Raw genomic sequence first — 11,661 nt, 5'->3', positions numbered from 1 at the left:
TGCCCTTGAATCTGATTGCTCTTCGTAGCCAGTACGCTTAAATCGAAGGCTATGAGGTTGTTGTAAGCAGTATATAACAAAGAAAATAAGAAGTTAACATCAAAGAACGCACAGGTTTTATCCTGTGCGTTCTTTTGCGGTATGGGGAAAATCACTCGGAATAAAATCTGCGGCACAACTCATGAGAAAAGCTGTCAAAGCAGGTATCCAACCCTATTTTTTGAAGATATTCAATATACTCCGGAAGTGCTTTTGAAAAATACATATAGCAATACCGCTCTAAAAGCCAGTCCATAAACCGCATGGGTGCACAATGAAAAGCCAGAAGCATGTATTCAATGTGCAGATATTTATATTCCTTTCCACTTGGTGTTTCGTCAAAAAATACCTTATAAACGGAACCGATAATATTAAACCGTTCCTGATAGTGGTTGGCATGTTTCTCTAAGGCCATGACCTCCGACCGCAATGTTTCCGATTCGTTATCTCGAATAATCTGCTCACAATATCGGCAGAAATCGGCCTCTGATTGAAACAGAGGTTTTCCATCTTCACCAAGCAAGTTGTCTGTTTTCAATTTATCAAAAATTACTTTGCTGTATTCTGAAATAATTGAATTTTCCATGTCCCCTCCACCGTTTCCTAGCCAGTTTCCATAATTATAGCAAACAAGCCCTTTAAATTCAATTGATGTGTATTTTGAAAGTGCCCTGCCGAAAAATCAGCAGAGCACTTCGGTTTATTTGCAAATCAGGTTACGAAGCACGCACTCGTCTGCAATTTCCTGCGCCAGTTCAGATAAGCGAATACGTTTCATTGTATCGTATTCTGGCATAGGGTGTGCTTTCAGATAATCGGCACGGACACGTTCTGTCATTTCAAAGGCGGTCTTTTCTATGGTCATGCAATGTTCTGCCAGCTTACCCGTCAAAAGCAGTTCACGGTACATCCCGAATTTTTGTTCGTGCAGATAATTTAGACGAAGTCGCCCGTATTTGCCTAAGCTGTCAAGCTCGGCTTTTCCGTCAATTTCAATGTTGGGATATAACAGTCCATCAATTTCAGTGTACTCAAATTCAAACTTTGCCATAAAGCAAATCCTCCAATAAAGATTATTTACAATTCATCGGTAATCGTTCTGCTGTGTGCTAAACAATTATGATTTTTGTAAACATCCTTATTGGAGGACTGCATTAGAGGTAACCTTTTATTTTTCTATACTATATCTTAATACATTCCATCTCATTGCTTAAACACCATGTTTTAATTTGAAATTTATGTATCAATGATGTATCATGTCAATTAACTGATAGATACTGCTTTGGATAGGAGGTTGCTTATGCAAATGACCTATATTGGACATAATCATGTCCATGACATGGATTTTAAAATTGAACGTCCCGATGGATGTGGTGATTATCTTGCGCTGCTTATAAAAAGCCCTGCTTTATTTCATGTGAATGGACAAGATGTATATACCTCTCCTAATATATTTTTTCTATACCAAAAAGGAACACCTCAATATTATGAGGCTTACAAACAGCCTTTTTCTAATGATTGGTTTAATTTTACACTTGATGCTGGTGATGAGGATTTCTTGAAAAAGCTACATATTCCATTTGAAAAGCCTATTCCCATCAATAACATGCAATACTTTTCTTTGCTGATTAAAAATATGACATATGAATATTACGCTGGGCAGAATTATGGCCGTGAAGCATTAGACCATTATATGAGGCTTTTTTTATTAAAAATAGCTCAGGTCATACCCTCTCTTAATAAGGGCATTGAAAAGATTCATCATGACAAATTCTCTCTCTTACGTAGCAAGATTTATAGCGCACCTTATGAGAAATGGTGCATTGAGGGTTTAGCACATGAGGCTACGCTTAGTCCTTACTATTTTCAGCGTTTATACAAAAAAAACTTTGGCGTCACATGCTTAAAAGATATTATTAATGCGCGTATTGAATATGCTAAATACTACTTATCACAAACCAATCTTTCTATTAAATATATTGCTGAAACTTGTGGCTATGAAAATGATGTACACTTTATGCGTCAATTTAAATCTAGCACAGGTTTGACTCCTAGTGAGTTTCGCTTACAACAATACAAATCTTAAAAAAGCATTTTTCATCAGTAAACAAGCAAGATTAGTCATTGTTAAGACTTTTTGTTAAGGCTATCATTAATTTATATGGATTAAGAAAGAGGTGGAACAAATGAGTTTTTCTAAAGATTTTATGTGGGGCGTGGCAACTGCTGCTTATCAAATAGAAGGTGCTTATAATGAAGATGGAAAAGGACTTGGAATCTGGGATACCTACTCTAGACTTCCTAACACCATAAAAAACGGAGAAAATGGGGATATAAGCTGTAATCACTATCACCTTTATAAAAACGATATTAAGCTTATGAAGGAAATGGGGATCAAGAACTACCGTTTCTCGATTAGTTGGCCTCGTGTATTTCCAGATGGCATAGGTAAAGTGAATAAGCAAGGTTTAGAGTTTTATTCTGACTTAGTGGATACCTTATTAGAAAATGGGATTACTCCTTTAGTGACGCTCTACCATTGGAATTTACCCAATGCCTTGCAAAGAAAAGGAGGGTGGTTAAACCCAGAAAGTAGTGATTGGTTTGCTGACTATACAAAGGTGATCGTTGACCATCTTTCTGACCGCGTAACTTATTGGATTACGATTAATGAACCTCAAGTTTTCGTAGGATTAGGTTATAAAGATGGGGTGCATGCGCCGTTTTATAAACTTCCTACAAGTGAACTGACACAAATGTCTCACAACATTCTTTTAGCTCATGGAAAAGCTGTTAGAACCATTAGACAGTATGCAAAGAAAAAAGCGATTATTGGCTTTGCTCCAACAGGTCCTTGTTCTATTCCTCATTCAAGATCAACAGAGGATATTGAAGTAGCTAGAAAGTGTAGCTTTGCCCTGGATCGAGATAACTTTATCTTTACTAATAGCTGGTGGGGTGACCCTATTGTATTTGGTCAATATCCAGAGGAAGCCCATAAAGCCTTGGGAGAGGATATGCCTTCCATTAATCCAGGAGATATGGCTATTATCTCAGAGCCTATTGATTTTTATGGTGCTAATATTTATCAATCTCAAAATGCCTTTGCTACTCCCAAATATCCAGGGCAACCAGTAACGAGTTTAGGATGGGCAATTACACCAGAAGTTTTATATTGGTCACCTAAATTTTTATATGAGCGGTACAAATTACCTATTTTAATTACTGAAAATGGTATGGCAGGTTGTGACTTAGTCCATCTAGATGGCAGGGTCCATGATGACTATCGTATTGATTTCTTGACGCGTTATATTAGTGCTTTAAAACAAGCTGTTGAAGATGGCATAGAAGTGATGGGATATATGCATTGGTCATTTCTAGATAACTTTGAATGGGCAAAGGGTTATGCACCTCGATTCGGTCTTGTGTATGTTGATTATCTTACACAACGTCGTATCATCAAAAACTCAGGTTATTGGTATAAAAAGGTTATGGGTACAAATGGCGAAAGTTTATAAATTATTTCTAAGAACCTATTAAGCTTGTTACATAAAAACAGAGAATTGCTGAGAGTACTGTAAGCTGTTCCCTGCCAAGTAGACAATTAAAAAATAAAAATCTTTTCTGCCAGTAGGTATAATCTACTGGCAGTTTTTATGATGCTTTAAATACATGTCACGTTTTTCACTGGGGCTAACACGCCTAAATGTTTATGTACCATCTATAATATGTTAATCGAGACACATCACTAAGCTTGCATAATACACAGATAGTTTTAAAAAATTACGTGGATATTTTAAGAAAAACAGTAGAAAAATATAATTTGAAAATTGCAAAATATATATATTTCAATTATAGTTAATATAAGCAAGGGGAAAATAAAATGACAAGAAGCGGGTTTGAAAAGAAAGGGGAGAAGAAATGAAAGGATTTAAATCATTAGGAGCTGTAGTTGGATTAAGTGTATTATTGACTAGTACTATTATTTTAGGCGCAAGAACCAATCAAGAGACAAAGCTTGTACCTATAAAAGACGAAGCAGAATTAGTAAGGCTATTAACAGATAAAAAAATACTTGTAGAACCAGAAACTTTAAGTGAGTACGAAGTACTCAGAGGATTAGAAAACACTATACCTAATACACAGGACATTGTAGCCAATGATCAGACTAGCGATATGAAAAGTGCCACATCAGAAGGTGGTTATTCAGAAACTAATATTCAAGAGCAAGGAGTGGATGAAGATGATGTACTAAAAAATGATGATAGGTACATCTATAAACTAGTAGACCGTAGTAAGATTATGATTATGGATACTCAACCTAGTTTGCATATTATAGGGAAGATAGAAAGCGATAGAGTTCAGTTTAGCAGCATGTTTTTAGAGGGTAATCAGCTTATTGTCATAGGTAGTGAAGGACGTCGTTATGAACCTAGAGAAATTCCAATTACTTTAAAAAATGGTGAAGTGGTTAATCAAATCGCTAGGCAGTATACCAATATTAGCATATACGATGTAGGCAATAAAAAAGAACCAAGGTTAAAACGTGAAATTGTTGTACAAGGCAATAAACATACAATGAGAAAAATCGAAGATAAGCTTTATTTGGTTACAGAAAGTATGATTATGAGGAAAGCAAATAATGCTTATACAAAGGAAGACATATTGCCAGCTTATAAGGATAGCTTGCAAGGAGAAGAACTACAATTTGCTAAGCCTAACCAGATTTATGATGTCCCCTGGGCTCAAACTAGATATATGTTAAATACAACTATATTAACAACAATAGATTTAAAACAAAATAAACCTACAGAGCTGAAAATGCTTTTAGGAGCTATAGGTAATGTTTATATGGATAAAGAAGCAATGTTTCTAGAAATCTATGGTGACTATACTACCATTAGTCGCTTTAATGTGGAAGGACAGAGTTTAAAGTATGTAGGAACAGGTGTTATAGAAGGCAGGTTATATAATCAATTTGCTATGGATTTATACGATAACTATTTACGCGTAGCCACCACTAGCTATAATCAGCAAACGTATGAAACCATAAATAATCTATTTATCTTTGATAAACAAATGAATCAAGTAAGCAGCTTAACAGGTTTGGCTCCTACTGAACGTATTTATAGTGCTAGATTTGAAGGGAAAACAGGGTATTTAGTAACGTATAAGCAAATGGATCCTTTGTTTGTACTAGACTTAAGTAATCCTAAAGAACCAAAGGTAAAAGGGCAATTAAAAATTCCAGGAGTAAGTACTTATCTCCATCCCATTGCAGAAAATTTAGTAGTTGGTATTGGAATAGCTACGATGGATGAAGAAGAAGGTGGCAATCAATATAGCAATGCTTCGACCCTTCAAGCAGGAATTAAACTATCCCTTTTTGATGTGAGTAATCCAAACGAACCAAAAGAAGTGAATAAAATTATTCTAGGAACTAGAGGGAGCTACAGCAGTGCCCAATATAATCACAAAGCAGTTACTGTGCATAAGGGAAAAGCAATGCTAGCTATTCCTGTTACTATTATTTATAATAAAGAAAAAAACTTAGAAAATTTTTATGGCGCTTATGTGTTTGCAGTAGAAAATGGTAAGTTGGTAGGAAAAGCTAAACTAGGAAGGCTTACTAATAGCTATGGGTATTATTATGGCTATAATGAAGATCGAGTGTGTTACATAGGTAACAAACTTTACTACTTATATGAAGATAAAATAAATGAGTATGAAATAAGTAACTTTAAACGACTTCAAACTTTAACAATGCAATAAAATAATTGTTACTTTCTTTAGAGGGGAGTATAATGTTGATTAAGAATTAAGAATTAAGAATTAAGAATTAAGAATTAAGAATTAAGAATTAAGAATTAAGAACTAAGATAAATAAGAAATAGCAAGGGAGCTTGTGGGAGCAGGCTGAGAGGAAGTCATCTAACTTCGACCTTTATAACCTGATTTGGATAATACCAGCGAAGGGAGCAACCAGTGAACTCATAGTAGGTCATACCCTAATGGTATGGCCTACTATTTTTAATTTTATAAAAAATAAAGAAGGAGAAAGTCAATGCTTGATGATGTGATTGAGAAAGTAAGAAGACAAGTACCACTTATACATTGTATTACAAATTATGTAACAGTTAATGATGTAGCTAATAGCTTATTAGCAGCTGGTGGTTCGCCTATTATGGCAGATGATTTAGGAGAAGTAGAAGAAATGACAAGCTTATGTCAAGGTTTAGTCCTTAATATTGGAACGCTTAATCGAAGAACAACAGCTTCTATGCTCTCCGCTGGGAAAAAAGCTAATGAATTAGGACACGTAGTGGTACTAGATCCAGTAGGAGCAGGTGCTTCAAAGCTACGTACAGAAACAGCTCTTCAGCTAATAAAAGAGATTCACTTTGATGTTATTAGAGGGAATATTTCAGAGATTAAAACTTTAGTCTTTGGTGATGGGAATACACAAGGTGTAGATGCCGCAGAAGGTGATGTTGTAACAGAAGAGAATTTAGATGAAATGATTTGTTTTGCTAGAAAGTTAAGTGAAAGGACAGGGGCTATTATTGCTATTACAGGAGCTATTGATCTTGTGGTAAATACCAGTAAAGCTTATGTAATTCGTAATGGTAACCCATTAATGGCCAAGATTACAGGGACAGGCTGTATGCTCACAGGCATTATGGCAGCTTATGTAGCAGCTCATAGGGAAAAGGCTATAGAAGCGGCGGTGATGGCCATAAGTGCTATGGGATATTGCGGAGAAATTGCTTATGAAAAATTAAAGCAAATAGAGGGAGGAACCTCGACCTATAAAATGCTAATGATTGATGAGATAAGTAAACTAACTGATGAAAAACTAAAAGGGGGTTGTAAAATTGAAGTGCGATAAAAAGGATTTATTACTTTATGCTGTAACAGATAGAAGCTGGGTAGGTAAAGTCAGCTTAGAAGAGCAAGTCAAAGAAGCTTTAGAAGCTGGAGTTACTTTTTTACAACTAAGAGAAAAAGAGTTGTCAAAGGAAGCCTTTATTGAAGAAGCAAAAAGAATAAAAAAGCTAACAGATATTTACCATATTCCTTTTATCATTAATGATGAAGTAGAAGTTGCCTTAGCAGTAAATGCAGATGGTGTCCATGTTGGTCAAAAAGACATGGAAGTGGGAGATGTGAGAGCATTAATAGGACCAGATAAAATCTTAGGAGTGTCAGCTCAAACAGTAGAGCAGGCTATATGTGCAGAAGCCAGAGGAGCTGATTACCTAGGTGTAGGTGCTGTGTTTTCTACTTCAACTAAGCAAGATGCAAAAGGTGTATCCTTTGAAACCTTAAAAGCCATTTGTAATGCTGTACATATTCCAGTTATTGCAATAGGGGGGATTACCAAGGATAATATGGTGCAATTAAAAGATTCAGGGATTGTAGGTGTAGCAGTGGTATCCGCTATATTTGCTAGTCAAAACATAAGAGAAGCAACCTGTGCCTTAAAGGAGAAAGCAGAGCAAGTAATAGGTAGGTGAAATAGAAATTTGTCGGTGGCTTTACTAGGCTATTTGGGCGGAACTGAGAGAGGGTGACTATCCTACGTGGCTTGGCTCCGCATTTTCAGTAGGCACTAAGCTCACTTTTTTGGATGAACGCCCACAAACTCGGTTCCCTCAAACACGTGGGCTAAGTGCCATCCAAAACGTTCGCTAAGTGCCTACTGAAAATACTCCGAAGTCACCCCGCTAGGACAGCCACCCTCTCTCAGTTCTACCAGCAATAACGCGTAAAGCACCTTCCTTAAGTGTTTTAAAGAAAAAAATAAATTACTGTCGTTACGCTTTCTTTCCAGGTCGCCTCAATGTCAGGGATGTTTATGAGGTCAATAATGCTTGTAAGAAATGAGTGGAGAGGGCTATCTGGAAGGGTGACTTGGGAGAGTTTTTTAGAGGCACTTGGCGAGTGCTTTGGATGGTTTTTAGCGCGAGTGTTTGACCAACGGGAGTTTTCGCACGTTCATCCAAATAAGCGAGCCTAGTGCCTCAAAAAACTTGAACCGGAACACTGGAAGATAGCCCTCTTCACTCATTTCCGCCCAGTAGCATTCCTCATAAATGCCCCGACAAATTTCTATTTATGGTACCAATTGAATGGATAGTTATCAAAGAATAATAAAGATAAAGGGGTAATGAGATGAAAAAAATATTGACGATTGCGGGTTCAGATTGTAGTGGTGGTGCTGGCATTCAAGCTGATATGAAGACGATTACGGCGCATAAGATGTATGCCATGAGCGTGATTACAGCTTTAACAGCTCAAAATACCACAGGCGTTTATGGTGTAGTGGATGTAGCAGCTGATTTTGTGGGAAAACAGTTAGATGCTATTTTTACAGATATTGTACCTGATGCTGTAAAGATTGGTATGGTATCTAATGAAGGAATTATTAAAGTAATTGTAGAAAAACTTGTACAGTATGATGCAAAACACATTGTAGTAGATCCAGTCATGGTGGCTACTAGTGGTGGTAAACTATTAAATCTAGGTGCAGAGAGGGCTTTAGTAGAGAAGCTCTTACCATTAGCTGAAGTCATTACTCCTAATATTCCAGAAGCTGAATGCTTATGTGGTTTTTCGGTTCAAAGCAAAGAGGATATGTTAAAAGCAGCTGAAGTGATTTCAAATAACTTGTCAGGGGCTGTACTTATTAAAGGAGGGCATTTCACAGAAGGTGCTGATGACCTATTATATAACAAAGGAAAAGCGCTATGGATTGTAGGAGAAAGAATTGCTACAGATAATACCCATGGGACAGGGTGTACATTATCTTCAGCTATAGCATGTAACTTGGCAGTAGATTTCACTCTAGCTGAAAGCATAGAAAAAGCAAAGTTTTATGTAAGAGGTGCATTAGAAGATGGGTTAAATCTAGGTAAAGGGAACGGGCCTTTAAATCATTGCTATAACCTCAATAAAAGATAAACAAGTTGATAGATTAAATCTCCAATAAACATGAAGTAGGTGCAGACTACTAAGTGTTTATTGGAGGTTTTCTGCTTTACTCAGCAGGTGTATTTCTAGATACCCATTGATTGTTAGTAGCAGATTTCTTTGCTTTATCGTGAAAATATTTAGTGCCTTCGGTGCTTTGATTAGATGAATCACTGCACCATTCATTATTAGTAGGTGATTTAGGTGCCTTGGAATTACTCATAATATGTGGCCTCCAATATGATTGAGTTTGAGAGTACATATTTATTATGATGCAAGGACGCTAAAAACATACCGGAAAATCATGGTTGAAGGCAAAGTGATGTTTTTAATAAAAAGTGGAAGCTTTGACTCATGTAACTAAGTTACAGAGATAAAAGCCATTTATTAATAAGATAAAAGTAATTAGAAAAAAGGAGGACATTTATGGCAATCCAAAAAAGAAAAAGATATGCAAGTGTATTAGAGAAAGAATGCGTGGCTTGTGGCACTTGTATTTTAGTATGCCCTAAATTAGCCATTACAGTACCGAGAGGCATTTATGCAGAGGTGAACACAGATTTATGCATAGGCTGTGGGCTTTGTAAAAAAGCGTGTCCAGCCTCTGTGATTGAAATGATTACAAATTTAGCAGAAGAGGAGATTAATAAAAATGAAAAAGAAAGAATGGTATAATTATTTATGGATTTTCTCTTCAATCTATTTGATTTTAGGGTTTATTAATATTCTTTTTGCATGGGTAGGATTAATTTGTTTCTTTGTTCCACTTATTATTTCCATAGTAAAAGGAAATAAGACTTATTGTAATAAGTATTGTGGTAGAGGGCAACTGTTTGAAGTTTTAGGCAATAAGCTAAAGTTATCTAGAAGAAAAGATATTCCTGCTTTTCTTAGAGCTAAATGGTTTCGCTATGGCTTTCTCATTTTTTTCTTAACCATGTTTGTGAATATGCTATTTATAACCTATTTAGTCTTTGCAGGAAATAAGGGTTTAAAAGAAGTTGTTACTTTGCTGTGGACGTTTAAGTTACCGTGGAACTGGGCTTATACAGAAAATATAGTAGCACCTTGGATAGCACAATTTGCGTTTGGCTTTTATAGTGTGATGTTAACCTCAAGTGTGATGGGCATCATAACAATGGTATTATTTAAGCCACGATCATGGTGTGTTTATTGCCCTATGGGTACTATGACACAAATGATTTGTAGAGGAAAACATCATTGATTTTAAAAGTAGCTGTTGCAAAAGGAAGGTGTTTGCAACAGCTACTTTTATACTTATAGACGATTGGATTATACAAGGATAAAATATATATCTTACATCAAATAAAATACATTTTAGTAAAAAATTAAACAATTATAAATAAATTTGATGACAAAATAAATAATATGTTGATATAATCAGTTTACACATTATTTAAACGAGGTGACTGGATGCTAGAATTGCTTTATTTAGAGGTAGATATATTAGGAATTGTTATTTTGATGATGTTGTTATTTAATCTCATAAAAAATCAGAGGAGAAAGATGCTACTCGACCAAAATTTATTTGCACTATTATTGATAACCAATCTATTTCTATTAATATGTGATGCGGTCATGTATCTTTTAAATCATAGACAATTTGCTTATGCCAGAGAATGGAATATAGTTATTACAACCATCTACTTTATTTTAAGTCCATTAATTTGCTTTTTTTGGCTGCTTTATAATGATTATAAAATAAATCAGAATAAGAAAAGATTATTAAAATATATGCCTATATATGTTATTCCCACTATAATAAGTACCTTTCTAACATTATTAAGCCCTATTACGGGATGGATTTATGCTATTGATAAATATAATGATTATCACAAGGGGAGTCTATTTATAGGCATTCCTCTTTTGGCATTTACTTATTTATTTTATGCGGCTTATTTAACCATAAAAAAAGGGAAGGAAAGTGATGATTTAACAAAAAAGGAATTATATCATTATATGCTTATACTTCCTATAGTCCCCTTTATTGGAAGTGTTGTGCAGTCATTTATATGTGGCGTATCGATTACTTGGATTTTGGTTACGTTGACGTTGCTAAATATGTATATTAATATACAAAATCATCAAATTTACACAGATCAGTTAACAGGTTTGTATAATAGAAAATTTATTGAAAACTACTTGTTAAATAATATGCAAAAGCCTAAGGATGGAATATTATTTGCATTATTTATTGATGTAGATAAATTTAAAGGTATTAATGATACCTTTGGTCATTTAATAGGGGATAAAGCACTTATTCAAATTGCTACTATTTTGAAGAGAGCTTGCAGTGTGAAAAAGGATTATTTAGCCAGAATGGGTGGAGATGAATTCCTTATTGTGGGGCGAAGAGCTAGTAGAGATGAAGTTGAGGCAATGACAAGGCAAATACAAGAACGAGTCGAAATATTTAATAAATCTGGACAAGCAGAATATATACTTTCCCTCAGTATGGGATATACCGTATTTGGTGAAAATAATATCCATACGATGGATGCATTTATTAATGGAGCAGATAAGCAAATGTATTGTCATAAACACTCAAAGTAGTCAAAATGCAAATCGAATAGTAAAGTAAGTTCAAAGGAAGTATCATATATGAACGTCAATAATAATAGAGGAGTG

General features: G+C 35.2%; 12 protein-coding genes and 1 riboswitch. Of the genes, 9 read left to right on the top strand and 3 right to left on the bottom strand.

The window, feature by feature from the left end:
* Positions 1-151 precede the first annotated feature (151 nt).
* Both CLOLE_RS15755 and CLOLE_RS15750 read right to left on the bottom strand, forming a co-directional pair.
* The gene (locus CLOLE_RS15755) at positions 152-625 is read right to left on the bottom strand and encodes a hypothetical protein (RefSeq protein WP_013658126.1); all 474 of its coding nucleotides are present in this window, start codon (positions 623-625) and stop codon (positions 152-154) included.
* A 114-nt stretch (positions 626-739) separates the two neighbouring features.
* Entirely contained in the window at positions 740-1,090 is a 351-nt protein-coding gene (locus tag CLOLE_RS15750) for a TnpV protein (protein ID WP_013658125.1), read from the bottom strand.
* A 249-nt stretch (positions 1,091-1,339) separates the two neighbouring features.
* Here CLOLE_RS15750 and CLOLE_RS15745 point away from each other — a divergent pair, with 249 nt between their 5' ends.
* The 6 genes from CLOLE_RS15745 (at position 1,340) to thiD (ending at position 9,003) form a co-directional block, all read left to right on the top strand.
* Complete coding sequence (locus CLOLE_RS15745) at positions 1,340-2,125, top strand: AraC family transcriptional regulator (protein WP_013658124.1); 786 nt, start codon at positions 1,340-1,342, stop codon at positions 2,123-2,125.
* A gap of 100 nt (positions 2,126-2,225) precedes the next feature.
* The gene (locus tag CLOLE_RS15740) at positions 2,226-3,557 is read left to right on the top strand and encodes a GH1 family beta-glucosidase (protein ID WP_013658123.1); all 1,332 of its coding nucleotides are present in this window, start codon (positions 2,226-2,228) and stop codon (positions 3,555-3,557) included.
* Positions 3,558-3,960: 403 nt separating this feature from the next.
* The gene (locus CLOLE_RS15735; RefSeq protein ID WP_013658122.1) at positions 3,961-5,811 is read left to right on the top strand and encodes a beta-propeller domain-containing protein; all 1,851 of its coding nucleotides are present in this window, start codon (positions 3,961-3,963) and stop codon (positions 5,809-5,811) included.
* Positions 5,812-5,924: 113 nt separating this feature from the next.
* A riboswitch (TPP riboswitch) is annotated at positions 5,925-6,034 on the top strand.
* Positions 6,035-6,103: 69 nt separating this feature from the next.
* A complete protein-coding gene (thiM, locus tag CLOLE_RS15730; protein WP_013658121.1) occupies positions 6,104-6,928 on the top strand; it encodes a hydroxyethylthiazole kinase in 825 nt (274 codons plus the stop codon).
* The gene (thiE, locus tag CLOLE_RS15725; protein ID WP_013658120.1) at positions 6,915-7,556 is read left to right on the top strand and encodes a thiamine phosphate synthase; all 642 of its coding nucleotides are present in this window, start codon (positions 6,915-6,917) and stop codon (positions 7,554-7,556) included. Before thiM ends, thiE begins: the two co-directional genes overlap by 14 nt.
* A gap of 658 nt (positions 7,557-8,214) precedes the next feature.
* A complete protein-coding gene (thiD, locus tag CLOLE_RS15720; RefSeq protein ID WP_013658119.1) occupies positions 8,215-9,003 on the top strand; it encodes a bifunctional hydroxymethylpyrimidine kinase/phosphomethylpyrimidine kinase in 789 nt (262 codons plus the stop codon).
* 76 nt (positions 9,004-9,079) lie between these two features.
* Here the strand turns inward: thiD and CLOLE_RS23140 are convergent, their stop codons facing one another.
* A complete protein-coding gene (locus CLOLE_RS23140) occupies positions 9,080-9,235 on the bottom strand; it encodes a hypothetical protein (RefSeq protein ID WP_013658118.1) in 156 nt (51 codons plus the stop codon).
* 203 nt (positions 9,236-9,438) lie between these two features.
* Here CLOLE_RS23140 and CLOLE_RS15715 point away from each other — a divergent pair, with 203 nt between their 5' ends.
* The 3 genes from CLOLE_RS15715 to CLOLE_RS15705 all read left to right on the top strand — a co-directional run bounded on the left by CLOLE_RS15715 (position 9,439) and on the right by CLOLE_RS15705 (position 11,586).
* Positions 9,439-9,687, top strand: a complete 249-nt coding sequence (locus CLOLE_RS15715; RefSeq protein ID WP_013658117.1) for a 4Fe-4S dicluster-binding protein — start codon at positions 9,439-9,441, stop codon at positions 9,685-9,687.
* Positions 9,665-10,237, top strand: a complete 573-nt coding sequence (locus CLOLE_RS15710; protein ID WP_013658116.1) for a 4Fe-4S binding protein — start codon at positions 9,665-9,667, stop codon at positions 10,235-10,237. Before CLOLE_RS15715 ends, CLOLE_RS15710 begins: the two co-directional genes overlap by 23 nt.
* Before the next feature lie 209 nt (positions 10,238-10,446).
* Positions 10,447-11,586: a GGDEF domain-containing protein gene (locus CLOLE_RS15705; protein ID WP_013658115.1), complete on the top strand. Its 1,140-nt coding sequence runs from the start codon at positions 10,447-10,449 to the stop codon at positions 11,584-11,586.
* Positions 11,587-11,661: the final 75 nt, after the last annotated feature.

The organism is Cellulosilyticum lentocellum DSM 5427, assembly GCF_000178835.2.
Lineage (GTDB): Bacteria > Bacillota > Clostridia > Lachnospirales > Cellulosilyticaceae > Cellulosilyticum > Cellulosilyticum lentocellum.
Note: the sequence above shows the minus strand (reverse complement) of the source record. Positions and strands in the feature narration are given on the sequence as shown.

Bases quoted from the DNA above. Each gene is read 5' to 3' on its own strand.
- CLOLE_RS15735 (WP_013658122.1), top strand. From the start codon at position 3,961: ATGAAAGGATTTAAATCATTAGGAGCTGTAGTTGGATTAAGTGTATTA.
- thiD (WP_013658119.1), top strand. From the start codon at position 8,215: ATGAAAAAAATATTGACGATTGCGGGTTCAGATTGTAGTGGTGGTGCT.
- CLOLE_RS15745 (WP_013658124.1), top strand. From the start codon at position 1,340: ATGCAAATGACCTATATTGGACATAATCATGTCCATGACATGGATTTT.
- CLOLE_RS15715 (WP_013658117.1), top strand. From the start codon at position 9,439: ATGGCAATCCAAAAAAGAAAAAGATATGCAAGTGTATTAGAGAAAGAA.
- CLOLE_RS15755 (WP_013658126.1), bottom strand. From the start codon at position 625: ATGGAAAATTCAATTATTTCAGAATACAGCAAAGTAATTTTTGATAAA.
- CLOLE_RS15740 (WP_013658123.1), top strand. From the start codon at position 2,226: ATGAGTTTTTCTAAAGATTTTATGTGGGGCGTGGCAACTGCTGCTTAT.
- CLOLE_RS23140 (WP_013658118.1), bottom strand. From the start codon at position 9,235: ATGAGTAATTCCAAGGCACCTAAATCACCTACTAATAATGAATGGTGC.
- CLOLE_RS15710 (WP_013658116.1), top strand. From the start codon at position 9,665: ATGAAAAAGAAAGAATGGTATAATTATTTATGGATTTTCTCTTCAATC.
- CLOLE_RS15705 (WP_013658115.1), top strand. From the start codon at position 10,447: ATGCTAGAATTGCTTTATTTAGAGGTAGATATATTAGGAATTGTTATT.
- CLOLE_RS15750 (WP_013658125.1), bottom strand. From the start codon at position 1,090: ATGGCAAAGTTTGAATTTGAGTACACTGAAATTGATGGACTGTTATAT.
- thiM (WP_013658121.1), top strand. From the start codon at position 6,104: ATGCTTGATGATGTGATTGAGAAAGTAAGAAGACAAGTACCACTTATA.